Source organism: Aliterella atlantica CENA595, from assembly GCF_000952155.1.
GTDB classification, from domain to species: domain Bacteria; phylum Cyanobacteriota; class Cyanobacteriia; order Cyanobacteriales; family Chroococcidiopsidaceae; genus Aliterella; species Aliterella atlantica.
The window spans coordinates 37743-64552 of the sequence record NZ_JYON01000029.1 but is presented as its reverse complement, the minus strand read 5'-3'; the positions used below and the strand labels follow the sequence as shown (position 1 = coordinate 64552).

General features: G+C 45.0%; 21 protein-coding genes and 1 other RNA gene. 7 read left to right on the top strand and 15 right to left on the bottom strand.

Translation table 11 applies throughout. The features are described 5' to 3' along the window. Positions 1 to 122: 122 nt before the first annotated feature. From UH38_RS20695 to UH38_RS20685, 3 genes are all read left to right on the top strand, one after another. On the top strand, positions 123 to 1232 hold the full coding sequence (locus UH38_RS20695; protein WP_052672494.1) for a lactonase family protein: 1110 nt from the start codon (positions 123 to 125) through the stop codon (positions 1230 to 1232). Between the two features lie 27 nt (positions 1233 to 1259). Further along, the gene (locus UH38_RS20690) at positions 1260 to 2615 is read left to right on the top strand and encodes a lactonase family protein (RefSeq protein ID WP_200892545.1); all 1356 of its coding nucleotides are present in this window, start codon (positions 1260 to 1262) and stop codon (positions 2613 to 2615) included. A 180-nt stretch (positions 2616 to 2795) separates the two neighbouring features. Then, on the top strand, positions 2796 to 3935 hold the full coding sequence (locus UH38_RS20685; protein WP_045056585.1) for a TRAP transporter substrate-binding protein: 1140 nt from the start codon (positions 2796 to 2798) through the stop codon (positions 3933 to 3935). Positions 3936 to 4096: 161 nt separating this feature from the next. On the opposite strand, the gene UH38_RS20680 is transcribed toward UH38_RS20685, so the two are convergent. The 9 genes from UH38_RS20680 to UH38_RS20640 form a co-directional block, all read right to left on the bottom strand. Further along, positions 4097 to 4615, bottom strand: coding sequence for a DUF3172 domain-containing protein (locus UH38_RS20680; protein ID WP_045056584.1), 519 nt, complete (start codon positions 4613 to 4615; stop codon positions 4097 to 4099). A 90-nt stretch (positions 4616 to 4705) separates the two neighbouring features. Continuing rightward, positions 4706 to 5377, bottom strand: coding sequence for an exopolysaccharide biosynthesis protein (locus tag UH38_RS20675; protein ID WP_200892544.1), 672 nt, complete (start codon positions 5375 to 5377; stop codon positions 4706 to 4708). Further along, on the bottom strand, positions 5332 to 8217 hold the full coding sequence (locus UH38_RS20670) for a cation-translocating P-type ATPase (RefSeq protein WP_045056583.1): 2886 nt from the start codon (positions 8215 to 8217) through the stop codon (positions 5332 to 5334). The genes UH38_RS20675 and UH38_RS20670 overlap by 46 nt, the downstream gene beginning before the upstream one ends. Positions 8218 to 8232: 15 nt before the next feature. After that, positions 8233 to 8814 carry a hypothetical protein gene (locus tag UH38_RS25025; protein ID WP_052672493.1) on the bottom strand — a complete coding sequence of 194 codons (582 nt, stop codon included), beginning with the start codon at positions 8812 to 8814 and terminating at the stop codon, positions 8233 to 8235. 118 nt (positions 8815 to 8932) lie between these two features. After that, positions 8933 to 10918: an AMP-dependent synthetase/ligase gene (locus UH38_RS20660; RefSeq protein ID WP_200892543.1), complete on the bottom strand. Its 1986-nt coding sequence runs from the start codon at positions 10916 to 10918 to the stop codon at positions 8933 to 8935. Next, positions 10918 to 11256: a PepSY domain-containing protein gene (locus UH38_RS20655; RefSeq protein ID WP_045056582.1), complete on the bottom strand. Its 339-nt coding sequence runs from the start codon at positions 11254 to 11256 to the stop codon at positions 10918 to 10920. Before UH38_RS20655 ends, UH38_RS20660 begins: the two co-directional genes overlap by 1 nt. Before the next feature lie 270 nt (positions 11257 to 11526). After that, a complete protein-coding gene (locus UH38_RS20650; RefSeq protein ID WP_082065463.1) occupies positions 11527 to 13254 on the bottom strand; it encodes an ABC transporter ATP-binding protein/permease in 1728 nt (575 codons plus the stop codon). Positions 13255 to 13423: 169 nt separating this feature from the next. After that, a complete protein-coding gene (locus UH38_RS20645; RefSeq protein ID WP_045056581.1) occupies positions 13424 to 14803 on the bottom strand; it encodes a sensor histidine kinase in 1380 nt (459 codons plus the stop codon). A gap of 3 nt (positions 14804 to 14806) precedes the next feature. Then, on the bottom strand, positions 14807 to 15481 hold the full coding sequence (locus tag UH38_RS20640) for a response regulator (RefSeq protein WP_045056580.1): 675 nt from the start codon (positions 15479 to 15481) through the stop codon (positions 14807 to 14809). Between the two features lie 236 nt (positions 15482 to 15717). On the opposite strand from UH38_RS20640, the gene UH38_RS20635 reads away from it, so the two are divergent. After that, positions 15718 to 17181 (top strand): dihydrolipoyl dehydrogenase family protein, encoded by a 1464-nt coding sequence (locus tag UH38_RS20635; protein WP_045056579.1) that lies wholly within the window; start codon positions 15718 to 15720, stop codon positions 17179 to 17181. A 120-nt stretch (positions 17182 to 17301) separates the two neighbouring features. After that, positions 17302 to 18144, top strand: a complete 843-nt coding sequence (locus tag UH38_RS20630) for a metallophosphoesterase (RefSeq protein ID WP_045056578.1) — start codon at positions 17302 to 17304, stop codon at positions 18142 to 18144. A gap of 598 nt (positions 18145 to 18742) precedes the next feature. Here UH38_RS20630 and UH38_RS20625 read toward each other — a convergent pair. From UH38_RS20625 to UH38_RS20610, 5 genes are all read right to left on the bottom strand, one after another. Continuing rightward, the gene (locus tag UH38_RS20625) at positions 18743 to 19396 is read right to left on the bottom strand and encodes a hypothetical protein (protein WP_045056577.1); all 654 of its coding nucleotides are present in this window, start codon (positions 19394 to 19396) and stop codon (positions 18743 to 18745) included. Positions 19397 to 19670: 274 nt separating this feature from the next. Continuing rightward, positions 19671 to 20954, bottom strand: a complete 1284-nt coding sequence (locus tag UH38_RS20620; RefSeq protein ID WP_045056576.1) for a M16 family metallopeptidase — start codon at positions 20952 to 20954, stop codon at positions 19671 to 19673. A 63-nt stretch (positions 20955 to 21017) separates the two neighbouring features. Then, entirely contained in the window at positions 21018 to 22304 is a 1287-nt protein-coding gene (locus tag UH38_RS20615) for a M16 family metallopeptidase (protein WP_045056575.1), read from the bottom strand. Between the two features lie 171 nt (positions 22305 to 22475). Next, a non-coding RNA gene (gene ssrS / locus UH38_RS25175) (6S RNA) lies at positions 22476 to 22659 on the bottom strand. Between the two features lie 114 nt (positions 22660 to 22773). After that, positions 22774 to 24204 (bottom strand): type IV pilus twitching motility protein PilT, encoded by a 1431-nt coding sequence (locus UH38_RS20610; protein WP_045056574.1) that lies wholly within the window; start codon positions 24202 to 24204, stop codon positions 22774 to 22776. Between the two features lie 856 nt (positions 24205 to 25060). Here UH38_RS20610 and UH38_RS20605 point away from each other — a divergent pair. Beyond that, positions 25061 to 25432, top strand: a complete 372-nt coding sequence (locus UH38_RS20605) for a hypothetical protein (protein ID WP_045056573.1) — start codon at positions 25061 to 25063, stop codon at positions 25430 to 25432. Positions 25433 to 25731: 299 nt separating this feature from the next. Next, complete coding sequence (locus tag UH38_RS25020; RefSeq protein ID WP_052672492.1) at positions 25732 to 26127, top strand: hypothetical protein; 396 nt, start codon at positions 25732 to 25734, stop codon at positions 26125 to 26127. A gap of 67 nt (positions 26128 to 26194) precedes the next feature. On the opposite strand, the gene UH38_RS20595 is transcribed toward UH38_RS25020, so the two are convergent. Beyond that, the gene (locus UH38_RS20595; protein WP_045056572.1) at positions 26195 to 26689 is read right to left on the bottom strand and encodes an ureidoglycolate lyase; all 495 of its coding nucleotides are present in this window, start codon (positions 26687 to 26689) and stop codon (positions 26195 to 26197) included. Positions 26690 to 26810: the final 121 nt, after the last annotated feature.

Below are 26810 nucleotides of genomic sequence, written 5' to 3'. Positions count from 1 at the left end.
CAATTGTCACTTGTAGAGGACGAGCCATCTTTTGATCTGAGCTTATTTGCTATTTTTGACTAGCTTAATGCATTAGGCTCACTCAACTTACTTTATTAAGCTACTTTTTACATTAAATTGGTATGAGCGATCGCAGTCCTCGACCTCTATCAGTTGGACGTGCGAATGTTTCCAATGCAGTTACCGCTTGGCCCTTCTCTATGACCGTTGCACCGAATGGTCGTGCTGCATTTGTAATTGAAACGAGCGAACCTGCTCCAGCAAACGCAACAAAGTTCGATCAACTGCCAGTGGGTAGACGATTGCGATCGCTCGATCTCACAAATCCAATGCGTCCTCAAGTCGCGAACACGGTTGAATTAGGGAATCGTCCAGAAGCGATCGATATCAATCCTCAAGGCGATTTGCTGCTTGTCTCAACCTCGCGTGAACCAGGAAGACAGATTCATCTCGTTCCAGTCAACGGTACAAAGCTGGGTCAACCTCAATCGTTTCAGATTCCTGTTCAAGCAGGAGATGGCGCGATTACTGGAGTTCGCTGGCATCCATCGGGGCGCTTTTTCGCAGTGGTACTGACGAATCAAAATGCGATCGCGTTTTATCGAGTCGATCGCGCGAACAATGGTCGCTATCAAATTCAGCCGTGGGGACAACCTGTTCAGGTAGGGCAATTTCCAGTGAGTGGATACTTTACCCCGAACGGTCAATTTTTCGTCACGAACAGCGTTCACTGGGGTCAGGATGTTGACGGTTTCTTTGTGGGTGCGCCGCCTGGAAGTCTCACTTCAATTCAATTTGTGGCTGATGGGAACAGTCCGCAGCATCGAGTCGTTTCGACAGTGCAAACAGGCATTAGTCCAGAAGGATTAGCAATGAGCCGAGACGGACGGTTAATCGCGACACCGAATATGATTCGCAGCTATGTTCCTTGGGACGATCGACGATTGACTCCCTATAGTTCGATTTCCTTAACATCGCTCGATCCGGCAACAGGTCAACTGCGGACAGCAGGGGAATATCGAATGGAAGGAGAAATCTTGCCGCAAGGCATTGTGTTTGACGCAGAGGGACAGAATTTAGCAGTGAGTAGCGCAATCGGTTTTGACTTAACAGAACGACGGGGCAAAGTCCATTTCTTTCGAGTGATTCAAGGCGAGACTCCGCGACTAGAACCAACGGGTTTCAAAGCAAGCGTTGTTCGGGGCGTTCATCAACTGATGTTGATTCCATAAATTTTCGCGCAAGTTAGGAGAACAAGGATGACTCAGTTCACGATCGAGAAACTATTGGCATTCGGACTAGCAATGATGCTCATACCATCTGAAGCGATCGCTCAAACGCTCGATCGAGCCGCACCGATGACCTTTCAGGGACGTTATCTCGTTTCGATTTCAGATGCAGATATGCTGGCATCCGCGTATGTAAATGGTCAACTCGGACCCAGAGAAGGACGAGATGCCTTGAGCGTGATTCCCCTGGGAGGGCGGCACGTTCGGGACTTGAGAGCTTACGAAACAGAGGCAAGTAACTCGGTTGCGGGTCCACCTGTTGCGGTTGCAGTTACGCCCGATGGTCGGTTTGCGATCGTTGTCGAAACCTTCAGACCACGACCCGATGGCGACTGGCAAAATCAGCGGTTTTCCGATCTGCGACACGGCGATCGCATTTTAGTATTTGACTTGAGCGATCCGACTCGCCCGCGACGGGTACAAGAAGTAACAGTTGCCGAACGTCCGGACTCAGTGAGCATCAGTCGGGATGGAGCCTCGGTTGCGATCGCATTCAATCCTCAAGGTGCAGGAACAAAGACACCGCTTGCAATCATCCCCTTTAGCAATGGACGACTAGGGCAACCTGTTTATCCAACTGTACCTCGCTTGCCTCAAGGACAGCGGCTAATTCATGCGGAATGGCATCCGAAAGAAGATGTGCTTGCATTGGTCAACGAAAATGCAGCAACGGTCGAGTTTGTTCGAGTTGGGCGGCAAAGAAATACGATCGAACTGCAACCCTGGGGCAATGTCGTGCAGATTGAGAAAGCGCCTTACATGGCTCGGTTTACTCCAGATGGTCGGCATTTGATCGTGAATAACCTCTTTTGGGGTCCCGATGTCGAGGGGCTATGGACGGAAGCTCCGCGCGGTAGTGTGAATAGCATCCGTTTATCAGCAGGAAAACAAGCCGATGGCTCACCCCGTCATGCACTGGTGTCAAGAGCGATGACTGGTGTAAGTCCAGAAGGAATTGCAATTAGTCCGAATGGTCGTTTTGTTGTAACCACTAATCTAGAGCGAAGCTATCTTCCCTACGACGATCGACGCATCACCTGGTTTTCGACCCTCAGTTTAATCACACTCGATCCACAAACCGGACAGCTAAACCATGTCGCTGAGTATCCCTATGATGGCATTTTGCCCGAAGCAGCTGCATTTGATGCTTCGAGTCAATATCTTGCAGTCGTGAACTATGACCATTTTGACGATCGCAAACAGGGCGGCTCGATTGACTTTTGGCGGATTGCAACCGATCCGCTCAATCCACATCCAAAGCTAGTTCAAACTCGTTACTCTGTTCCGGTGACGCGCGGCGCACACTCAATGGTGTTAGTTCCATAGGAGAAAACATCGATTTCATCAGAAGAAGCTACAGATTCCTGATTCGATTGCTGAGTAAGTCCGTTAACAATGTGTCCGTTAACAATGTGCAAGAACTGCTACATGATTTTGAGTCACTCCGCTGGCTTTTGTTACTTTCTGCATCCCAATTTCGTTTTTAATTACTAGGAAATATAAAATATGAATCGCAATCGCTTATTTCAGCGTCGCAATTTTTTGCTAGGGGCAGCGGCTTCTACAACAGCAGCGATCGCTGTGAACGCTGTAAGCAGGACAGAGCAGCCTGCAAATGCTCAGTCAGAACAGTTTCGCTGGCGGATGGTGTCGCGTTGGGATGAAACCTTTCCCGATCAACTTGCTGCCGGACAGCGACTCGCTAATCGCATTGCAGCGATGAGTCAAGGGCGTTTAACAATTGAGGTACTGCCACCGAATGCCGTTGTTCCTTTTCCTGAGACATTGAAAGTAGTTAGCGATGGCACTGTGGAAATGAGCCGCAGTCTGGCATACGATTGGCGCACTCAATCCCCAGTGTTAGAGTTTTTCTTTGTCGTTCCCTATGGATTCACTCAGAATGAGATGAGTGCATGGCTCTACTATTTTGGCGGACAGGAGTTGTGGGACGCTGCTTACGCTCCCTTTGGGGTAAGAGCCTTTCCAGCAGGTTCATTAGGAGCACAGTCTTTTGGATGGTTCCGCAATGAAATTAATAGCTTGGATGATTTACGGGGCGTTCGATTTCGGACAACGGGGGTCGCTGCCGATGTCTTATCTCAGTTGGGCGTTAAGCCAGTGACGATGAGAATCCCTGAAATTCGTCAAGCGATGCAGGCAAAAAAATTGGACGGGTTTGAGCTTGTCGGTCCCCTGGTCGATCTGCATTATGGTTTGCAGGAACTCGCCCGCTATTACTATTTTCCTTCGTATAATCAACCGTCTGGCTTGGTTGAGTTAGTAGTGAATCGAGCGCGGTATGAGGCGTTGCCGTCCGACCTTCAGCAAATTATTGCGATCGCTGCTCAAGCTGAACATGACCAGGGTTTAGCAGAAGCCAACGCTGGAAATGCAAGGGCACTTCAGAGATTGACCAACGATTACAAAATTCAGGTTCGACAGCTACCAGTGGATGTGATGAAAGCATTAGGCAGTGCATCAGGTGAAGTCATTGCAGAAATGCGATCGCGCGCAGATGACCTGATGAAACGCACGATCGATTCATTTCTCTTTACTCGTCAAATCTTAATGCCGTGGAGTCAGATGACCGAGCAAAGCTTTTTGACCGCAAGAAGCCTACCGTTTACTTACGCTCGTCGTTCTTAGCGCGATCGGGGTTATCTGTTAGCGACATTGCAATCTCTGGTGCAGGCGTTCGTTTGAGTAGATATCCCAGTGCGCCAACTTGGAGTGATTGCAAAATTTACTCGTTGTCTTCTAGCTCAATGCGATCGGCTAAGATTTTTTCATGCGTATCGTAATTCAATTTAGAAATTTTCTGTACTTGGTGGAGGTGGCAATCCTGGCTGGTTCAGAAAGAGGTTTTGAGAATTGTCATTTTGGTAAACACAGCGAATATCGGGTGAATTTTCTAACTCACCAATAAAGCCAAATGTGTTCATACTGTTTCGACAATCACGCACTTGGTCTGCTGTAATTAATCTACGTTGCTCTAAAATCTGCCAGTTTCCCATCCGTAAGACGCACCCAGGCTTGAGATTGGACTGCGATACAAAGACGTGAAAGGGATTCATGGTGACAAAGAAGCGGGCATCTATCACCATTGCACTTGCTCCATACTGGGCACAAATTTCTGGATTTGGGGCGCTGATATCGATGAATTCACGGGATGCGACATTGGCTGGGTGGAATGTGATGGTTGAGGTAATGGCAATTCCAGCACCGCTACCCAAAATGAAGATGGCTGCTAACAATGCCAGTTTTGCGAAATTGAATCGCCAAAATTTGCGTGTCAATAGTTTTGCTGAGGGCGCTATCCGTTTCATTGTCTTTCACGTCGCTTGTTGTGAGGATAGATGGAGCCGTATGTAATTTAAATAACGATTTTTTGAACAATTCCCAAAATGAAAAGTCAGTTACAACACGTTAAACATAGGTAAGACAAGCAGAATTGCACTTGTCATAAACGCCAAAATCACAACTGCACCAATTCCACCGATCGCGATCGCTAATCCATCTTTCTCAATCATGCCGAGACTGACGATCGCTATTGCGATCGCAGGCAGAATATTGCCAAAGGGAATAGGTAACGTAATGACGATCGCCAGCACCAACAAGAGCAACCCAATAAACCGTTCGATTATAGGTGTTGTGAGAAATCGCCATCGGGGTTTGAGAAGATGCTCTAGTTTTTCAAGATATCGGAGCGTTCGGCGGACAAGCCGCTCGAATTGAGTGCGCTTAAATGAGCGATTAGCAACCCAGGGCGGCAACCAAGGGCGACGCAATCCAATCGCTAACTGAGCAGAAACAAGCATTAAGGGGATGCCAATGATAGCAGAAACACCCGCAACGGGTAATGGTAAAACTTCGGGCAAGGCGCAAATCAAAAGCATTGGACCGAAAGCGCGATCGCCCATATGGTGCAGCAAATCTCTGAGCCGGATTTCATCACCTTCGTGCTGGTTGAGAAGATCGCACAGAATTTTTGAGGTTTGGAGTTGTTTGGCTGGAGTCATGCTCGTGAGTGAGACAGCAGAAATTAACGGGCAGGAGTAATCGATCGCTGTTGACGAGACTGCACCCATCGCAGAAGTAACTTTTCGCCTTCAATCCAGATGAAAACTAAGGCGCTAAACCCAAAGCAAATCGCCAGTTGTAAGGGTGATAGCCAATAAGTTCCAAAAAAGACTCGCAATGGTTCGACATAAACTAATGCCAACTGTAATAAAGTAGTTGCGATTACTGAAAGCAATACATAAGGATTTGAAAATAGATTCATCTCCATTGTAAGTTGAGTTTGAGAACGAACAGCTAGAGCATGACCCATTTGTGAAAGACATAGCGTTGTAAATACCATTGTTTTCCAAGCATCGGGATTAGTTCCAAATTGAGCGCGATATGGAAACACGATTAGCATCATGAATATTACTGTAATCGCTAAGACTAATCCAATACGTAAAATGTAATTCCCTAATCCGCGTGCAAAGATACTCTCTTGTGGATTAAACGGGGGGCGGTACATTACATCTGGTTCAGGAGGTTCTACCGCCAAAGCTAGCGCAGGTAAACCATCGGTGACTAAGTTCATCCACAAAATTTGGAGCGGCGTGAGCGGAACCGATGCACCTGTAAGCAAAATTGGCGTTGCGGCGATCGCGATCGCTTCACCGATGTTAGACCCCAAAATGTACTTGATAAAGCGACGAATGTTAGTGTAAACGACTCGACCTTCTTCCGTTGCAGCAACAATCGTGGCAAAATTATCATCGAGTAATACCATATCACTCGCTTCTTTGCTCACATCCGTTCCAGTGATGCCCATCGCAATTCCAATATCCGCTTGTTTGATTGCTGGAGCATCATTCACGCCATCTCCAGTCATGGCAACAAATTCACCATTTTTCTGAAGGGCTTGCACAATTTTGAGCTTGTGTTCAGGTGCAACGCGAGCATAGACGCTAATGTTTTTTACTAACGTTTCTAGATCGGGTTGAGAGACTTTCTCTATGTCTTGACCGCTCAATGCTGTCGTCTCGATCGAGGGAACAATACCAAGCTCCGCCGCGATCGCAACTGCGGTGAGTTGATGATCGCCGGTAATCATGATAGGACGAATTCCCGCCTGACGGCACATATCAACGGCTGGACGAACTTCAAGTCTAGGAGCATCTAGCATCCCCACCAGTCCTAACCAAACTAATTCTTGCTCGATGCGATCGTCACTGTCTTCAGGTGGCACAGAGGCAAGATCTCGAACGGCAAACCCCAGAACGCGAATGCCTCGCTGTGCTAGGTTCTCGTTTTGTTGCAGAATTTGGGTGCGTTGCTTGTCGGTTAGTGGTACAGTAGACTGTTCGATCTGCACTCGATTACAACGAGCGAGAACTATTTCTGGCGACCCTTTGGTAAACATTACATAGGAATTCAGCGATTTCATGCTATTGGCTGCCGCGTTCAGGAAAGAATGCCAGTCAGTCTTTAACCCAGAATCATTGATGCGACAAATCACACTCATGCGCTTGCGTTCCGAAGAGAAAGGAAACTCACTCACGCGAGGCAGATGTGGCTCTAATTGCGGTTTGTATAACTGAGCTTTGCCTGCCAAGGTCAACAATGCCCCTTCGGTTGGATCGCCCACAATCGTCCAATGATTTCCAGACTCACATTTAAGAACGGCATCATTGCAAACCGCGCCAGCTAACAAGAGGGTATAGAGTTCTGGATTGGCTTCGGGATCTTGGGGGTGTTCGCCAATGAGAAAGTTCCCCTCTGGCACATAGCCCTGTCCTGTTACTGTGTAAACGGTTTCAGCCGTACGCACTACTTGAGCGACCATTTTGTTTTGGGTGAGCGTCCCCGTTTTGTCAGAACAAATTGTCGTAACTGAACCCAAAGTTTCGACTGCAGGTAGCCTACGAATCAAAGCATTACGTCTCACCATTCGTTGTGTCCCCATCGCCAACGTCACTGTAATCACCGCTGGCAGTCCTTCTGGAACAACTGCTACTGCCATGCTCAAAGAAACCTGTAGCGGCTCTTGTAGTGGCGTGAAATCTCCTGCTAACAAACGGCTCCAGCCATCCGGCGCGTTTGTTACTGACAAAAGAACTACGATCGCGACCAAAATTAATGCCCCACTTACCAGTACGTTCCCTAACAAGCTCATGCGTCGTTGTAGCGGAGTGGGTTCATTTTCAACGCCTTGAAGCAGTGCAGCAACTCGACCGAGTTCAGTATTCATTCCGGTCGCCGTAACAACCATAACGCCGCGACCTTGAAGCACTTCTGTGCCTTGAAACATCAAATTGGCACGATCGCCCAAAGGTACATCTGCATCCAGAACCACAGTGGCATTTTTGCTAACGGGTTGCGCTTCTCCGGTGAGTGCTGCCTCCCGCACCCGCAAGTTGGCTCCTTCTAACAATCGTCCATCTGCTGGAACTTGTCCTCCTGCTTCGAGCAAGACAATATCGCCAGGTACGAGTTCCCGTCCTGGGATTTCCTGTACAGTACTTTGACGGCACACTCGCACCATTGGCACTGCCATTTGTTTGAGAGCAGCTAGTGCTTTCTCGGCGCGGCTTTCTTGCACGTATCCCAGCAATCCATTGATGCCGACAATGCTAAAAATTGCGATCGCGTCTTTCGCTTCTCCTAGCAAAGAAGAAACAATCGCAACAGCAATCAACATAATCAGCATAATGTTGGCGAACTGATCTAGCAAAATTCGCGCCACACTACGTCCTGCTTGTTCTTTGAGTTCATTCAATCCAAATTTGATGATGCGATCGTCAACTTGGGTACGATTCAATCCAGTTCGGCGATCGCTATCAAGCAAATCCAATACAATTTCTGCCTCTAGCGTGTGCCAATTGTTTGAGGTCTCAATCGCCGATTGAGAACGAGGATGCAAAGAGTTATTCATGATTTGACCGAGAGATTAATTCAGAAAAACAGCGCCATCTGGTTGGACTTCTAGGGCAATTCTGTCTTGGCTCAAATCTGTTGCTTCATTAAAGGTGATTTGTAACAGCCCAGGTGCGGTATTGACTTGAGGCTGGATGTTGAGTAACCCGCTATCTTGCCGTCTAAAGGTCACGCCAACCGGAGCAGGCAGATTTTTAAGTGTAAGGCTCGATCGGGCGGGTAGAATCCGCGATTCGGTATGCCCAAGTACCTCAAAAGAAATTGCAGCATTAGTTGGATTAGTCAGCAGCATTTTGATTTCCCCATCTACGGGTGCAACGATCGCGCTTGGCGGTTGAAGTTGTTCTGGCAGAGGAGGCACAATTGGGGAGGCAAGAGGTAGATTTAGCGCGTGTAATCCCCCACTAAAGGGAGCCTCGTTGAAAATTCTAGGTATAGCAGCATCATTGGCAGCAGCTTGAACAGTAGATGGATTGTGGGTGGTAGCATGGGCAGTCGGGGCGATACCTTCGGTAAGCTGCGCTAACGCAAAACTCAGCATCAAACTACCAAAGGCTGCTACCGATCGGTTCCAGTGTTTTTGAAACAATTGCATGGTAATGTCTCCTAGTATTTGTCAGAAAATGCGCTTTTGATTGTCCCTTCCTCTGTTCTGTGCTTGGAGAGAACAAAAAAGAGGCACGAGGAACAGTATGGTGAGAAGCGATTTTGAGTTAGTCGTACATTTCGTCGATTAGATAGGCGTAGTGTTGCTCGACTTTGGCACGACGGATTTTCAATGTTTGTGTTGTTAAGCCGTTATCCGGCGAGAATGGTTCAGGCACAAAGCGAAAGTCACTGACTGCATGGAGCGATCGCGGGTTAGAATACTGTTTCAATTGTGCCTTCATCAACTGGCGAACTTGAGGATAGTGGAGCAATTCGGTTTCTGGAACTGAGGACAATTTTTGCGTTGTTGCCCAAGCTGCAATCTCGTCCAAGTTCGGCAAGATTAACGCCGTCAATCGCTTGCGGTCTTGTCCAATCAACACAATTTGATTAATGTAGACACTTTGCTTGTAGCAATTCTCTAAAGGTTCTGGTTCTACGTTCTCGCCATTTGATAGTACGATCGTATCTTTTGCTCGTCCAGCGATCGCTAGATCGCCATCAGGTGTTAACCACCCCAAATCTCCAGTGTTGAACCAACCATCCGCGCAAAGCACTTGTGCTGTTGCTTCGGGGTTCTCATAATAGCCGATCGTGACTTGCGGTCCTCTTGCCATGACTAATCCTGTTTCCCCGCTCGGTAAAGGCAATCCAGTTTCAGGATGAACAATTTTTAGTTCTGTCCCTGGTAAAGCAGGACCAACTGTTCCCCGAACATTTCGATTGATTCTACGGGCAGCAAGCACTGGAGCCGTTTCAGTTAATCCATAACCGTTGAGAATCTCAATTCCCAGGATTTCATAGAAGTTATCGAGATAAGCGGGTAGCGTTGCTCCACCTGTAATCGCACATTTAAGCTGGGGCGCAATTGCTTGGCGAATTTTACGATATACCAGCGCATCTCCTAAGCGATGCAGTATTGATAGAATTCGATGTTGCCATTTTGAAATTTTTTTGTTTTTGAACTCATTTTCCACACGCTCGCTCGATTGATGTGTTGTAATTCGCCGTTGAGTGATGTAAAGTTCGCTAAGCCGGAGAAAGACTTTGACCAGCGATCGCGCCGTTCGGCTTTTGTTTTGAATTTGCTGCCCAATGGCATCATAAAACAGTTCCCAAATTCGAGGCACTGCGATAAAGTAATGTGGTCGTTCCGCTTGCAAATCTTGTTTGAGATGACGGCGATCGCTGTAAACAATCATGCACCCTCGCGATAGTAAAAAATATTCGCAAGCGCGTTCGTAACAGTGCCAAGTTGGAAGAATAGAAAGAACTCGTTCTCCAGAGTTAGGCTGCACGGCAACATCTAAATTCTCGATTTGATGCATGAGATTGCCGTGAGTTAGCATCACACCTTTGGGATTGCCAGTCGTGCCAGATGTGTACATAATTGTTGCCAGTTGCGATCTTTGTAATCCTCGCATCGTAGACTGACCGCGTCCTAGTGTTAATAAATCGTTGAATCCAAAGCAGCCTTTTTGTACCTCATCTGACAACAAAATTACTCGAAAAATCCCTAGCTCGCTCAGAATATACTGAAGTTGTTTCCACGTCTTTAAGTCCTGCAAGATCGCTACTGTGCTACCGCTATGACGCAGAATGTATTCTAGTTCTTGGAGCGGTGCGATCGCACTACGAGGCACATTCACTAAACTTGCAAACAGCGTACCCAAGTCTGCAATTAACCAGTGAGGGGAATTCTCGGCAATAATCGCCACCCGATCTCCAGGTGCAACCCCTAATGATTGCAAGCCTCCAGCAAAGTTGAGAGCTTGCTCGAATACTTGGGCATAGGTTAGTTCTACAATCGGTTGGCTGTGAGGATCTCGGAGCGCAACTCGATCGCCATAGTCTCTCGTTAAGTGTTGCCAAACTGTAAATAGGGTTGAATCGTACTCACTCTTTTGTGCAACAACTTTTTGTGTGAGTTCAACTTGCATACTCGTCTCCAACTTGATTTCAGAATCTAAATCCCAAGAAATAATTATTCCTAGATCGCTAAGGTAGTTTCGCCATTCATTTATAAATGCTTCATGCGTTGTTGTTTGCATTAGTTTGGTATCCATTCTCCTAAAAATGGGATGTTGCTGACATTCCATTTTTGCTCGGTTCTAACAATCTGATTAGTATTTGCATTCACATACACTTCCGTATCATTATCAAGTTCGATTTCCCATGCCAATGTGTTGCGATCGCGCTCTAAATTTGCCTCAATCGCGGTGGCTCCTGGATTAGCTGCCAGTACGGTTTCAACGGCTTGAACTAGGCTGATAGAAGGCGCAGTATTGTGAGGCGACGCTTGGGCTTCTTTAGGTTTGAACCATAATGCGCCACCCATGAGGAGAACTCCAGCCCCGATCGCACTGGCAATTTTTTGTTTAGCGTTCATAATTTCAACTCCTAAACTGTAGAGAGTGTTGTGTTTTTTGCCTATATCTCCAAGTTAGAAGCAAAGATTAAGAAAACCATGAGAAAACCGATTGGTAATTCGTAATTTTAGATTAAGGCTCAATCTACCCGACCGTGACGATATAGAGCGCGGCTTCCTGTTGTCCATCGAGATGTAGCTATTCATTTAGATAAAAGCTACCAACGCTCGTAAAGGTGATGACCAGGTAATTGAGATCGGGCTGTCTCATAGCGAATCGAGCCAACGCACCTATGCTGCATCATAAGTCTGAGCCAACAACAATTGCCAGTGAGTATTGCCTTCTAACTTTAAAACGTAATGATGATATTGCAATAAACTCATACGATGTCCAACGCTGATAAAGGCAATTTTCATTTCCTGAAGCTGTTGATATAGATGTTGTTCGTTATCTAAATCTAAAGCACTTGTAGCTTCATCTAAAATCGCATAGCGTGGTTGAGCCAACAACAATCGCGCGAAGGCAAGACGTTGCTGTTCGCCTAGAGAAAGCGTATTTGCCCAATCTAGCTCAACGTCAAAACCGCCAACCCGCTCAGGCAGTTCTGCCAGATTCACTTGCTCTAAAACGCGATTGAGTTGAGCTTCATCGCTCGAACAATCGCGATGGGGATACAATAGCTGATCTCGCAGCGAACCCAACACCATGTAAGGGCGTTGCGGCAAAAATAGCATTTCACCCAAGACTGGACGAGCTATGTGTCCAAGACCCGTATTCCATAACCCTGCGATCGCTCTGAGCAACGAACTCTTTCCACTACCGCTATGTCCCACGATTGCTAATCCTTCGCCGAGATTTAACTTCAAAGATAGATTATTCACTAATGTTCGTTGATAGTTTGGTGTCAGAAGCGTGACTCGATCGAGCGCCAGTTGTTCATCTTTGGTAGTTGTAATCGTCGTCGATTTCCTTTGTGCAAGTGCAGTTGGTTCTACCGCTTCCGCAAAACTGCCCAAACGGTTTACGCCAGCTGCAAATGCGGTCAATACCTCAAACTGGCTGATGACCAGCGATAAAGCCCGAAAAATCTGATCGAATGCGATCGCCGCTTGAGTAATTGCTCCAAAATCGGTTTGCCCTGCAAAATAAATTGGCGCAACCACCAAGTAAGGTAATGCCCGAACTAGAAAGTTATAGCTACTGGTAAAAAAGCCTAAGTTGCGTTCCCAGCGAATCAACAGATCGAAGTTTCGTAATGCATCCCCAAATCGCTTTCGCAACTGCGCTAATTCTGCAACTTCTCCTTGGTAGAATGCGATCGCTTCGGCATTGTCCCGCACGTGAACTAGACCATAGCGAAAATCTGCTTCCCGTTTCAGTTGGTTGAAGTTAATTCCAATCAATCTCCGTCCGAGCCAAGCTGTGATTACCGTACCCACAATCGCGTAGGCAATTAACGTCATGGATAGCGCTACTGAAATCGAGAGCAATACGCCTGTGAATGAAATTAAAGTAATGACCGAGGACAGAATGACCAACAGAAATGAAAGGCTTGTCCGAGAGAAAGCCCGAACATCATCGGCAATGCGTTGATCGGGATTATCAATTTTGGCATCTAAATTGATTTGATAGTAAGCACGATTGTATAAATACCGTTCTAAGAAACGATTTGTGAGCCACTCACGCCAATGCAGCCCTAACTTTTCTCGAACGAAATCGAACAGAACAACGATCGGAGTAGCAATGACTAAAAGTCCAGCATAAAGCGCAATCAGCCGCCAAAACGTACTGCTATCTCCGGTATTTGGAAATCTCGCTAGCGAAGTATCAATGTTTCTAAAAATAAAGCTAATCCCAACGTTAATTCCATTTACCAATACTGTGAGAACCACTAAATTCAGGAGCAACCTTCTGGCTTTCCACTTTTGCTCTGAGAACCAGTAAGGTTTTGCGAGTTTCCAGAATTTCTTCCATAGCTGACGGTCGAAGCGATTCAATGTGCCTGTTGTGTCACGCATTATTAGAATGACCAAAGAGTGATGCTCTCGACAATAGCAGTGAAAATTAAAAAAATGATGAGAAGAATAAAGTATATCTGTTACTAACTAGAGCATTAAATAGTAAATAGGTAGAGGCATACCCCTGATTAGAAAGCGAAATTAAGAAAATGATGAGAACGAGGGGCTACTATATGTCCGATCGAGATAAAGGCAACTTGACAGTAAAATTTGTTGTACCGGATTCGCTACTAGCCTCGATCGTGCCATTATGAAGCCGAACCATCTCTTGCGCGATCGCAAGTCCTAATCCCGCTCCACCTTGCGATCGTGCAGATTCCACCCGATAAAACCGCTCAAATAAGTAGGGTAAATGCTCTGGTGAAATGCCTGCTCCTGTATTGCTCACACAAACCTGAATTTTGGCAGTCTCAATGTTAGACCAGAGCCTCACCACTCCGCCTTCTTTTGTATATTTCACCGCATTATCTAGGAGATTGAGAAACAAACTTGTCAAATGGTCTGGATCGCCTTTCATCCATAATTCAGGCGCTAGATCGGCGATTAAGGTAATTTCTCTGGTGTCAGCCAAAGGCTCGACTTGCTCGACAATTATCTCTAGTAAGTCACTGAGATTCACAGATTGCAGTGCAAACGGCAACTGTCGTCGATCGATTTTTGCCAAAAGAAGCAAACCATTAGTAAGGCGAATCAAGCGATCGACTTCCTGTTCCAGTTTTTGCAGCGTGCGGTCGTACTCTTCTTGGCTGCGCGAACGACTCCGCGTGACCTCCAACCGTCCTTTCATTACGGTCAAGGGTGTCCGTAGTTCGTGGGCAGCATCGGCTGTAAAGCGTTGTTCTCGGTCGAGTGCTGCTTGTAAGCGATCGAGCATTCGATCGAACGTAATGGCTAACTTTCCAACCTCGTCGCTAGCTCCTTGGTAGTGAATGCGTTGACTCAAATCTGTTGCCGTAATTACCCGTGCTGTTTGCGTAATGTGTCGAACTGGAGATAGCGCCCGATTCGAGAGAAATAACCCACCGAGTACCGCGACCAGCAGAATCAACGGTAGATTGAGCAAAATTTCAGTTGGTAATTCTCGAGCAATGTCTTCTAGCGGCTCTAAAGATTGAGCGACTTGTAACCATCCAACGATGCGTCCTGCTCGAATCACTGGCTGACTAATCAATCGCCAATCAATGCCATCGGTTGCTAAGGTCATATAACCGCTTGTAGTCGGAACCCAGATCGGCACATCTTGATATCGACCGAATCCATCAACTACTTTACCTTCTGGCGTAATTAGACGAGCCGCTAACCCAAGCTGGCTCAGACGTAGTGCAGTCTGGCGTTGCCTAGGAGCCTGCTCAAACGCTAATACTGGTTGGCGATCGAGATAGACGAGTGATTGAGCCGAAGCAATCTGAAGCGCGGTGTCTGTCTTCACGAGCAATTTGCGTTCTAGTCGAAAGTACAAATACCCAGCAATGCTTCCGAGGATGAGTGCCAGCAGCAGCACATACCAGGAGGCAAGTTGAATGCGGACTGGAATTCGACTCCATCGCATGATTTACCCTTCCGCACTCAAGCGATAGCCAACGCCCCGTACTGTATGGAGCAGCGGCGGATTAAACTCGCGATCGATTTTGCGCCGCAGATAGCCGACGTAAACATCGACGACATTAGAATCGCCATAGAAATCAAAATTCCAAATATGTTCGGTAATCCGATCGCGGGTCAACACCTGGCGCGGATGGCGCATAAAATACTCCAGCAATGTAAATTCTCGCGGACTGAGATCGATTTGTTTTCCGTCCCGAAACACTTCGCGGTTTGCCACATCCATTTCTAGATTTGCAACCCGCAAAATCGTATCCCCTTGCAGCGGTGGACGACGCAACAAAGCCCGCAACCGCGCCAACAATTCTGTAAAAGCAAAAGGTTTGGCGAGATAGTCATCCGCCCCCGCATCCAATCCTTTAACTCGATCTTCGATGCGATCGCGGGCAGTTAGAAGCAGTACAGGCGATTTGATCCGTTCCGATCGCAGTTGGCGCAACAATTGCAAGCCATCCATTTCGGGCAGCATGATATCTAGCACAATAATGTCGTACTCGGCGGCTATTGCGTAATCCCATCCACTGCGTCCATCGGGTGCTACATCAACGGCGTATCCTGCTTCAGCTAATCCTTGTCGAACAAATTGAGCAATTCCAGGTTCATCTTCGACGAGTAAAACGCGCATCGATCGATCTCCTTGCAGCGATCGAGACTAGATTTTTAGCTATTGCGACGAGAAGTCATCCACCAACGCATATTGCCATGACAATAAATCGTCGCGAGTACCTTGATTCTAAACTTATTTTTTCAATTTTTCGCTTCCTACACCTCTATAAAAACGCAATCAGTAGTGTTCAATTGCTGGATAATGCGATCGCACGGCGATTGCGCTACGAATAAAGACAGTGTTTGGTGATAATCATGGCTGTTGAATACGATTTAGTAGTAATTGGCGGCGGTTCTGGCGGCTTGGTGGTTGCAGGTGTCGCCGCTGCCCTCAAAGCCAAAGTAGCGTTGATAGAAAAGCATCGTTTAGGCGGCGATTGCTTGTGGTATGGTTGCGTTCCTAGTAAATCTCTAATTTATGCCTCGCGCTTGGCTTACGAAGTCAAAAATGCAGGCAAATTGGGCATATATTGCAATGATACTCAGATTGATTTTGCTCAAGCGATCGCTCACGTCCAAAATGTCATAGCTAATATCGAACCCCACGACTCGCCAGAACGATTTGAGGGCTTGGGTTGTGAGGTAATTTTCGGCGACGGCGAATTTACAGACAAGCAAACATTTAAAGTTAATGGCAGAAGTCTTAAAGCGAGAGCTTTTGTAATTTCTACAGGTTCTAGACCAGCTATTCCACCGATTAGCGGACTTGAAGCAGCAGGATATATTACAAATGAGGAAGTTTTCTCAATAACTCAGCGCCCAGAAACGCTAGCTATTATTGGCGGCGGACCGATTGGTTGCGAATTGGGACAAGCCTTTTCTAGACTAGGTTCTCAGGTGACAATTGTTGCCGGAAGCGATCGCATTTTACCCAAAGAAGACTCGGAAGCAGCGCAAGTAGTAGCCCAGCAATTTACATCAGAAGGTATCCAAGTTCTCACTAAAACCCAAGTCGAACGAGTTGAAGTTATTGGCGGGAAAAAGGTTTTATGGGCAAAGGAACAAAAAATTGCTGAAGTAGACCAAATCTTAATTGCTGCGGGAAGACAACCTAATGTTGAATCCCTCAACCTACAAGCTGCTGGTGTCAAGGTGCAACCAAAGAGTGAGTCTGGTTATGGCAATAGTAAAGGTAAAAAAGGCATCCGCGTTAATGCCAAACTACAAACTACCAATCCTCGGATTTATGCCTGCGGCGATGTTATCGGTGGCTACCAATTTACTCATGTAGCCTCGTATGAAGCCAATATTGTGCTAAAAAATGCGCTATTTTTACCCGTTATCAAAGCAGACTATAAAGTAATTCCTTGGGCAACATTTACCGATCCTGAACTGGCGCGTGTTGGATTAACAGAACAAGAGGCAAAAGAGCGTTACGGCAAAGATATGCAAATCATAAAACAAGAATATGCCGATGTAGACCGCGCTCAAGCTGAAGCTGCAACTGCTGGATTTGCCAAAATTATTACTAGACGCAACGGGCAAATTCTTGGCGCTCATTTAGTCGGTGCAGCCGCAGGCGAATTGATTCACGAAATTGTCTTAGCAATGTCTCACAACCTAAAAATTTCGGCTTTGGGTGGTATTCACATCTACCCCACACTTGCAGAAGTAAATAGTAAAGCAGCCTTTGCCCTCACTCAGCAAAACTACGAAAAAAGCTACAGACTTCAAAAATTATTAGCAAAGGTATTCCAGTTACTAAGAGCCTTTGGCTAAGTTCTGTTAAGCTGGAGTCGCTACGGAAAAGGAGGGGTATCAAGCCGCAAAGCAGCAATTCGCGCATTACTAATTTTGTCCTTAATTACGAATTACGAATTACGAATTACGAATTATTTTATGCACTGGTTACTATCGGGACCGTTGAGTGTGGAAAAATTGACCGTAGAGATCGCAAATCTGCCACCATCATTGCAAGGTACGAAGCTAGTACAACTGTCAGATTTGCACTATGACGGTTTGCGGCTATCAGAAGAAATGCTCGCACAAGCGATCGCTGTGACAAATGAAGCCGAACCCGATTTAATTGTTTTAACTGGCGATTATGTAACTGATGAGCCAGCGCCTATTCATCAATTGGTACTGCGCCTCAAGCACTTGCAAAGCCGCGCTGGTATCTATTGCGTCTTGGGAAACCACGATCTCTATTACAGCCAGTCTAGAAAAGAAATTACTGATGCTCTAACTAGCATTGGTATTGGCGTACTTTGGAACGAAATAGCTTATCCACTCGGACAAGAATTGCCTATAGTAGGACTTGCTGATTATTGGTCGCATGAGTTTAGTATTAAACCTGTGATGAGCTTGGATGCTAATATACCGCGCATCGTACTATCCCATAATCCCGATACTGCTCAACCTTTAAAAAAATGTCGAGTAGACTTGCAACTATCTGGTCATACTCATGGCGGTCAAATTATGCTGCCAGGGATCGGTCCGGCTGTAAACTTATACAAAAGGTTGCGTCGCCGCCTTTCTAAATCCGCACGGCGAACAATGCCTTTTATGCAGAAAGACTGTGCCAAAGTAGTCAGACATTGGGAATGGGCGCAAGGCTTTCATCAGGTAGGAAATAACCAGCTATACGTTAACAGGGGTTTGGGGACATATCTACCAGGACGTTTGTTCTGTCCGCCTGAAGTCACAATCATTACCTTAATTGAGCAAGTACCAATTAACTAACCCAATCGCTCCTACAAAATTCCTTATCTACACACGAACTGCTAACTGGTCACTGGTCACTGGTCACTGATAATTGACTAACCCGCCGCGCTACTAGGGTGAAGAATTAAGTAGCATTCGGCGGGTTATTCAACGATGGGATGGTTTTATTTAAATTCAAACTGGAGAAATTTAACTCAAATAAGGTGGGCTAAACTTGCAATTTTTAGTTCTCGTCCTCGTGCATCCATTCATTCTACGGAGACAGTAATCAAAGCAACAAACTTAAAAATACCTCCAATACTAGCTAACCCTGAAAAGGAAACCTGACAGTAACTTTGTAGACCTCCAATAAAAACCGAGATTTAGCAAACAAATCTTACATTATTGGATGCGACATTTAGTAATTGCAAGGCGATCGCGCAGGAGGCACAGGCGCTAATCAAAAGACGGTTTGTTTTTGTGCCTGCATTTAAACTAACATTCCGTATTCTGGCTAACAACTGGTAATTTACTAAAATTGATTAGCATTTATATGTCGCAATATTTCACAAAATCTGTTTACTAAGGCAAAAATCCCCTCCAAAATTAGGAGAGGATTCAAGGCGCAAATTATTTATTACTGAGCGGGCGCGTCGCTGGTAGAATTGCCAGCAGCAGGAGAAGGACTTGTGCTGGTGCTACCTTCACTCGAACTGTTCTCAGTTGAAGTAGTAGTTGGCGAATCAGAGGATGTGGAGCTAGAGCTACTTTCGCTGGAGCTAGCTGCTGGTGCTTGCGGTGCAGGACTTGGCACTGTAATATTGATATCTTGCTGAGGAGCAGGTGCAGGAGCTTGAGGCGCGGGAGCCGGAGCTTGTTGCACAGGTGCAGGAACTATTACATCTCTAGTCTTTTCAATAATTGTAGTTTGGGTTTTAGGTTGAGGAGATGGGCTAGGCTCTACTCTGTTCGGTACTGGAACTATTACAGGCGTAACTGGGTCAACATCAGTACGTTGGTTTAAATACCATACAGCACCAGCAGTTAGCGCTGCTAGGGAGGCTAACAGAATGCCTAGTAGTAAACCACGTCCTGCATTTTCATTGTCACGCGCTACTAAGTTATCTTCATCGTAGCGTTCTGATATTTGCCCGTTGACGTAACCATCGCGGTAAGCATTTCCGTTGACGTTGGTTTTAGTTACGTCAGTATGAGTATTGCCATTAGCATCTGTGTAAGATTCTTTACGTACTTGTTTACTGTAGTTTTGCGGATCGTTGAGGTTAGACATATTGATAGAATTTCCTTTCTAATTACAATTTCGTTAGCAGCTTTAAAAATACTTTTGTGTATTTCTTTGTCTTATTTGCTACTAGAAGCTTTATTTGTTATTAGAATAACTTTGGCGATCGCCCAATCGGCTCTATCTACAGATGGGATTAGTTCGTCTATCTTAGGGCTGATTATGGTCAAAAAGAAATGTAAAAATCTCCTGTTACCTTAAATACAAAAACCACCGCCTATTGCAAAAACAAGCGGTGGCGAAATAAGCAAAAATAACTGCACTAGCTAGTAGGGATTGTTGCTAAGTTATTTACTACTGCTTCAGGACCAACTACAGATATATAAGGAGTAGTCAAATAGCGACAAGCAGCTTCAACAGCATCAGCAGTAGTCACAGCCGCCACTTCTTGCTGAAACCTAGTATCAAAATCAACTCCCAAATCTAAAACTTCGTACCAACCATAAACTTGAGCGATTTGAGCATTAGTTTGTTTGCCTAAAGCATACTGCCCTAATAACTTGTTTTTGGCTGTTTGCAAAGCTGCTTCACTAAGCTTGGTGCTGCATAGTAAATCGACTTCTGTTTGCAGTCCTTCTATAGCGATCGCTGTATTTTCAGGAGCCGTACCCATATAAACTACAAAAGGGGCAGTATCTTTGCGCGTCGGATAAAATGCCGAAACATCGTAAGCCAAACCGCGTTTTTCTCGCAACTCTACAAACAACCGACTAGAAAGCCCATTGCCTAAATAAGTAGATAGTAGTTTGAGCGCTATATAATCTTGCTGGTGAACTGAAGGAGCCAAATAACCGAGCATGACAATCGACTGTTGGGTTTGTTTGGGCGTAACAGTCGGATAAGGTTGAGGACTTAATTCGGGCAATGTGAGGTTTGGCAAAGGGGTTTTCGGGGCTTGCCAATCGCCAAAAACCTGCTCTACCATAATATTCGCATCGCTTTGAGTTATCCTACCTGCAAAGCTAATGACTAGATTATCAGGGCGAAAATGTTTGTGGTGAAACTCTTGGATATCTTTTCTAGTTAATGCCGATACCGTTGCTTCTGTACCCAAAGCCGACATAGCATAAGGATGGTGGCGGTACATAGCATGGCGCAACCTGTCGAAAGCGATACTAAAAGGTTGCTCTTGCTGAGAACGAATGCCTTGCAACACCAAACGCCGCTCTAATTCTACCTCCATTTCTGGAAAAGTAGGCGACTTCAACAATTGTCCTGCTAATTCCAACATCGAAGGCATATCTGCCGTGACTGTTTTGAGGCTGAGGACAAAATAATCGGCAGCAGCATCGGTACTAAGACTTGCCCCTAATGATTCTACGCGATCGCCAATTTCAAAGGAGGAAAGTTGCTGCGTTCCTTTGGTAATTACACTAGAAAATAAATGCGCTAACCCCGCCTGCTGGGGAGACTCCCAACAACTACCTGCTCGGAGAAAAAGCCGAGCCGCAACAATATCCGCTGCTGGGTTTTCTGTTACTAATACGGTTATGCCGTTGTTTAAAACTGTGCGCTGGATAATTTGATTTTGTAGCTGAGTTGTCACGCCAGTATATTTCCTCTTCTATATATCTTTAATTTTGGGAGAATTAGAATTTACCTTGTTGCTTTAGCAAGGTCTTAATAACGTTACTGCATACTCGTGGGGCAATAAGTAACGCGCAGCCAACTTTTGTAGTTCTTCGGGCTGAAAAGATTGAATTTGCTGGGGGTATAGAAGTGCTAATTGGGCAGATGCGATCGTGCTGTAGTAACCGTAAAGTCCAGCAATTTGACTTGGTGTTTCAGTATAAAAATTATAGTCATTGCACATCAAACGCTTGCAGCGCTCCAGTTCTGCTAGACAAATTGGCTTAGTTTGCAGTTCTTCCAAGTGGGCGCGAATTAAAAACTCAACTCGCTCCAAGTTTTGCGGCTCTAACAAAGCGCTAATCGTAAACAGACTTGACTCTCTTTGCAACGAAAAGTCACTACTAATTGCTTGTACTAATTGCCTATCTTCTCTTAATTCTCTAACTAAGCGACTGGATCTGCCTCCACCTAAAATTACTGACAGCAAATCTAATCCGTAAGCACTACGGAAATTGTCTACACCTGGTCCTACCCATGCCATCATCAATCGCGCCTGCTCTAAATTTGGCAATTTTATTTCTTGGCGACGAATTCCTAACAGCACTGGGGGAAGCTCGGCAGTTTTTTTCGTGGGTAAATTTGCTGGTGCAGCGTGAGGACTATCGACATGAGGCAGAGATTGAATTTCCGTCATTTTCTCGGCAAAGGTGCGATCGATCAAATCCAAAGCCAGATCTGCTTCAATTCCCCCTACAACGGCTACTGTCATGTTTTCCGGTCGGTAATGCTGGCGGTGAAAACAACGCATTGCGTCTGGCGAGTGCTGCTGCAAGTTTTTTGCCGTACCGAGTACCGATCGCCCGTAAGGGTGAAGTTGATATACGCTTTCACTTAACGCTTGAAATCCAATCCAATCTGGATCGTCATAACAAGAGCGAATTTCCTCTAACACTACATCTCGTTCTCGCTCGAACTCGTCTTCAGGAATTGCCGCATTTAAGAGCAATTCTGCTAAATAAGGTAAAGTATCTTCTAAATAAGCCGTTGCTGTTGTCAAGAAATAATGGGCGTAGTCGTGACTTGTAGCTGCGTTCGTCATCCCGCCTTTATTTTCTATCTCGCGATCGAACTGTCCTGGTTGTATTGCTGCAGTGCCTTTAAAGATCATGTGTTCCAAAAAGTGAGCCATTCCAGATTCGTGTTCTGGCTCTTTCACTGCTCCTGCATTCAGCCAAACATCGGCTACAACTACCCCAGTCGTAGGTAAGTATTGGTGAATAACAGTTATACCACTATCTAATCTAAAAAAATTAGCTGGAAACACTAGGGCGATTTGCAGTTTGAATAAACTGTTTTAACTTAAACTTAATCTTAATATCCTAACGTTTCCTAGATCGCAAAATCGAATTAATCGCTACAGTATTTATTTAGGCAGAAAAGTCTCTACAGCAAATTGCTCGACATAGGGCGAACAAAATTTACTGATTTTATATAGAAGTTGACCGCAACGCCGTCTTACCTCAGTTTTGGACCTGGAAAAACCAGGTGGGTACTAGCGGGTCTGACGTAAAGTTTCCGAGTACAAGCTCGGTCTACTGCTGCCAAGACCTCTTAGTTCCCTTATTGGAAAAGACATAGATCAAAAACATTATTGGCAGTCACCAACGTCGCAGCGCAACTTCAACTATTATAACTGAAGCATCATCAAGCAACAGGGTAATTTATTTTGCCCGCCGCTGTTAATAGTAAGATCCTGGTCACTGGTCACTGGTCACTGGTCACTGGTCACTGATTTAAGCTCTACCTCGCAAAATTTGAGCCATTTCGTTTGGTTTGGGAGATGCTTCTAATGCTGTCTCTTCAGTAATCCGTCCTTCTTCATAGAGTCTGTAGATTGATTGGTTCATCGTACACATACCCTCAAAGTTACAGCGGGGGATAATTGACTCAATTTCTTCAACATCATTGCGAATGATATAGTCTTTAATTGCGTCAGTGTTGATCATAATTTCGTGAATCGCGGCACGTTTGCGGTCAGTGGTTCTCAGCAAACTTTGGGCAATCACTGCAACTAAAGATTCAGCTACTTGAATCCGCATCGGCGCTTGCTCGTCGGGGTTATACAAGTTAAGAATCCGCTCGATAGTTTTGACAGCGCTGTTGGTGTGCAAAGTCCCAAATACTAAGTGTCCGGTTTGAGCGGCTTTGAGGGCTGTATTCACGGTTTCGCGATCGCGCATTTCCCCAATAAGAATAATATCGGGGTCTTCCCGCAACGATGCTTTGAGGGCATTGTCAAATTTCAAAGTATGAATGCCTACTTCCCTTTGCTTGATCAGCGATTTTTGACTTTTATGCACGAATTCTACAGGATCTTCAATTGAGATGATGTTTTTGGGCATCTCTTTATTGATATAGTCAATCATCGCTGCCATTGTTGTTGACTTGCCCGAACCTGTCGGTCCTGTAACTAAAATTAAGCCTTTATGGTAGTGGCACAAATCTCGGAACACAGGTGGCAATCCTAATTGTTCCATAGTGAGAATTTTTAATGGAATCAACCGCAGTACCATCGCTGGACCGTTGAGCGAAACAAATATGTTGATCCGCACCCGCACTAAGCCTTCGTATTGAGTAGCGCCGTCGTATTCCAAATCGTGTCTAAATTGCTCGATTTGTTGTTCGCTCAAGATTTCGCCTAACCAGCCATAAAATGTTGCTTCGTCAGTTTCGGGGTACTGAGTGACAATGATGTGACCGCGTTCGCGGAAACGAGGTACTTCGCTTACTCCTAAGTGTAAGTCTGAAACTCCCTGCTCGTAAGCTTCTTGTACTAATTTTTCTAAAGTTGGTTGTACGTCTTTACCAAAAGTAGGTTTTGTCGCTTGGGGTGGTGTAGGGGGACGATGCGCCGAGGTCGGCGGTAGCGGTGGGGGAGATGCAGGACGATGCGCCGAGGTCGGCGGTAGCGGTGGGGGAGATGCAGGACGATTGACTGAGGTCGGCGGTAGCGGTGGGGGAGATGCAGGACGATTGACTGAGGTCGGCGGTAGCGGTGCGGAACTCAAGTCGCTTTGAGCAATATTAGTTGCTGGGCTATGTTGCAGTTGAGTATTACCAATAGTTGTATTATTAACAGCCTGACTTTGCCTTGGTGGTGGTGGTGGTGGTGGAACTTGACGTGCAGGTAAGGGTGGGATTGATGGGCGCTGTGATTCTGTCATATATTTACAACTTTTAAGTAGGTAATTTACGCAAGACAATCAAATAGAGGCTCTAAGGAAAAATTGCGATCGCTCAAAATTAGCTACCTTTAGACTATTTAATAGCCAAAAGCGAAACTAGCAACTTTAGCCTCAATTTGGTAAAAACTATATTGATGTGTTTGTCCTTTTGCTAGTCTTCCCAGGATGTTGACTTTCTTACCACTTTAAGTAAAAGTTTTCTTGGGCGGCTGGTATTGGGCAGTTTTGCCGTCACCCTATCTTGCGGAACTTGAATAAAAGCGATCGCACTAATCTTGTTAGAAACTACTTTTAAATATCTATCTTTATATAGATGACTTTGAGCAAAAACTTTTATTTATGCCTTCTCTTAATTTTTTGTAATTACTATTGATGCATAGACAAGATAGCTAAATTGGCATATCTATGGCTTATAAACTGCTAATACTAAGGTTTGCGATCGCTCCACAGTATATTTAGCTTGCATCTACAATTATGAGAATCAAAAGCTGTAGTTATAAGAAATGTTAAGTATTTAAGTGCAGACCTGTGCGTTTTTAACGCAAAATTAGTCGCAAGCCATTAAATAATCGGCGATTTGATATCTATAAGCCTTATAGAACAACACTTTTGCTCTCTACGTCTGAAGATAGAGAAGAATATTAGCAACGATAAATAACTCAATAAAAACTTAGTATTCATAAATACAAAATAGAGATTGTAAACTTTAATAACTAATCGATCATATTGCTAGTTACTGTCTATATACTAATTTTTAACGAAGCAGACTAGCTTGGATTTAGTCAACCGAATTTTTACTTAATTTAAAAAACTGTATTACCTGTGGAGGTAAATCATGGCTCTAGCTCAAAGCTCCAGTCTAGGAAAAACATATTTTCTATCTGTACTCAAAAGCTTTTTAATTTGGGCATTTACTTTGGCAGTATGCTTGCTAGTAGTAGGTTTTCCATTAGTTGTTTTGATGGCTACAGTAGGTTCTTTGCTGTCACTTGTGTTGCAATCAGTAATGCCAGTTAGTGCGGTTTTACTTGTAGCAGGTAGTTTGATTGGTTTCAATATATTGGCAGTAATAGCAGGTGCGGCTGTTTTAACTTTTAAGGGCATTCATCCCAAGGAAGTTGTCTGGTTGAACTGGCTACATGGCGAGGCAGATACTACACAAACTTCTGTTTATGCTGCTTGTCCTTTGACGTGCGACGTAAAATAACAAGCGGTGCAAAACTGAGGACATCTTAGCTACATAGATAAGATTTTCCATAGATAAGTGCATCTGCCCGGTTAAAGCCGGGTTTTTTCATGGCTAAAATTTATAAGACTGCTTATCTATGCCTTGCTGCATTAGCTACTGCTTATGAGCATTTTTTGTCATAATTAGGGGATTTTTCAGAATTATTAAGTAATTTTAGTGTTAGTAAATATTTACAAACAATATATTATATATAAAGAATCTCCACCGAATCTGACTTTTTCCCCTATAATCTATCAAATTACGCTCCTAACCAGACAATGATGAGCAAAATTCTCGATCGCATGCAAAAAGCGATGCTAGGTCAAATTTTAGTCCGCAAAGGGTTAATTTCTGAGGCGGAACTAGAAAGAGCTTTATTGGAACAGCTTAGTAGCGACAGAAAGTTAGGCGAAATCTTTCTAGATAGAAATATGATCTCGCAGACTGAACTAGAGCGAGTGTTAAGAGAACAAAATATGCTGCTCGGTCATCTGTTAGTTCAAGAAAAGTTTGTTTCTCCAGCCCAGCTAGAACAAATCTTAAGCGAGCAAAATCACCGCAATCAAAAGCTTGGTGAATTAATGGTAGAGAAGAATATAATTTCTCCAGCCCAGCTAGAACAATTGTTAGAGAAGCAATACTGGCAAAAAAATGGTTTTTGGTTGATTTCTTAACTTGGTTTGGTAGCCGGAAAGATTAGAATTGCAAAGTTCACAGCCGAGCGCCAACTATTCCTTTGCATTACAGAATAATTTCTAGCTCTAAGTTGTCTTTTGGTTTTAAGTTGGCAGTGTGGCGATCGCTAATATTGGTATCGCTAAGTTCCAAATTGTAAAAATCAATAACCTTGGTATCGAAATAAGGTCCAGCGTGCCAAGTTCCCCGCTCTAATTTGATAAAACAGTCGCCTAGAATGTGAAAAGCGGCAATTTCTGAGATTGAGGGATAGGGTGCAGCCGATGGAGGTGCAACCGCAATTAGCCAAGGTTTGCCTGCTAGCGAACCTAGACACTGCGTACATTGTAAATGGCGAGTCATTTGCGAAAATTTACGCTCTCGTCCCCTGCAGCGCATAATGTAGAAGCGAGGAGTACCCAGATTGAGAACTAGGGATGCATCTGCAAGATCGTATGGTTTGCGATCGCAAGCAGCATAAATTACCTGACCGTACTTTTGAAATTTGTCTGGAGTTATTTGTTGAGCCTTGATTTGCTTTAATAACTTAGCTGCAGGCATAAGTTACAGGGTAATTGCGCGGACAATATTGTATTTAATAGTAGATTAAACCTATTTATAACAATACTAGGTTCGTTTGGCGATCGCGTGTAATAGCTACAACTTTTTTTAGTGGTATAGA

What these genes read in the sequence shown, in the direction of transcription:
- UH38_RS25020 (WP_052672492.1), top strand. Translation starts at nt 25,732, where the DNA reads ATGATGAGCAAAATTCTCGATCGCATGCAAAAAGCGATGCTAGGTCAA.
- UH38_RS20625 (WP_045056577.1), bottom strand. Translation starts at nt 19,396, where the DNA reads ATGTCTAACCTCAACGATCCGCAAAACTACAGTAAACAAGTACGTAAA.
- UH38_RS20635 (WP_045056579.1), top strand. Translation starts at nt 15,718, where the DNA reads ATGGCTGTTGAATACGATTTAGTAGTAATTGGCGGCGGTTCTGGCGGC.
- UH38_RS20610 (WP_045056574.1), bottom strand. Translation starts at nt 24,204, where the DNA reads ATGACAGAATCACAGCGCCCATCAATCCCACCCTTACCTGCACGTCAA.
- UH38_RS20655 (WP_045056582.1), bottom strand. Translation starts at nt 11,256, where the DNA reads ATGAACGCTAAACAAAAAATTGCCAGTGCGATCGGGGCTGGAGTTCTC.
- UH38_RS25025 (WP_052672493.1), bottom strand. Translation starts at nt 8,814, where the DNA reads ATGCAATTGTTTCAAAAACACTGGAACCGATCGGTAGCAGCCTTTGGT.
- UH38_RS20595 (WP_045056572.1), bottom strand. Translation starts at nt 26,689, where the DNA reads ATGCCTGCAGCTAAGTTATTAAAGCAAATCAAGGCTCAACAAATAACT.
- UH38_RS20605 (WP_045056573.1), top strand. Translation starts at nt 25,061, where the DNA reads ATGGCTCTAGCTCAAAGCTCCAGTCTAGGAAAAACATATTTTCTATCT.
- UH38_RS20650 (WP_082065463.1), bottom strand. Translation starts at nt 13,254, where the DNA reads ATGCGTGACACAACAGGCACATTGAATCGCTTCGACCGTCAGCTATGG.
- UH38_RS20695 (WP_052672494.1), top strand. Translation starts at nt 123, where the DNA reads ATGAGCGATCGCAGTCCTCGACCTCTATCAGTTGGACGTGCGAATGTT.
- UH38_RS20690 (WP_200892545.1), top strand. Translation starts at nt 1,260, where the DNA reads ATGACTCAGTTCACGATCGAGAAACTATTGGCATTCGGACTAGCAATG.
- UH38_RS20675 (WP_200892544.1), bottom strand. Translation starts at nt 5,377, where the DNA reads ATGGGTGCAGTCTCGTCAACAGCGATCGATTACTCCTGCCCGTTAATT.
- UH38_RS20680 (WP_045056584.1), bottom strand. Translation starts at nt 4,615, where the DNA reads ATGAAACGGATAGCGCCCTCAGCAAAACTATTGACACGCAAATTTTGG.
- UH38_RS20640 (WP_045056580.1), bottom strand. Translation starts at nt 15,481, where the DNA reads ATGCGCGTTTTACTCGTCGAAGATGAACCTGGAATTGCTCAATTTGTT.
- UH38_RS20670 (WP_045056583.1), bottom strand. Translation starts at nt 8,217, where the DNA reads ATGAATAACTCTTTGCATCCTCGTTCTCAATCGGCGATTGAGACCTCA.
- UH38_RS20645 (WP_045056581.1), bottom strand. Translation starts at nt 14,803, where the DNA reads ATGCGATGGAGTCGAATTCCAGTCCGCATTCAACTTGCCTCCTGGTAT.
- UH38_RS20660 (WP_200892543.1), bottom strand. Translation starts at nt 10,918, where the DNA reads ATGCAAACAACAACGCATGAAGCATTTATAAATGAATGGCGAAACTAC.
- UH38_RS20630 (WP_045056578.1), top strand. Translation starts at nt 17,302, where the DNA reads ATGCACTGGTTACTATCGGGACCGTTGAGTGTGGAAAAATTGACCGTA.
- UH38_RS20685 (WP_045056585.1), top strand. Translation starts at nt 2,796, where the DNA reads ATGAATCGCAATCGCTTATTTCAGCGTCGCAATTTTTTGCTAGGGGCA.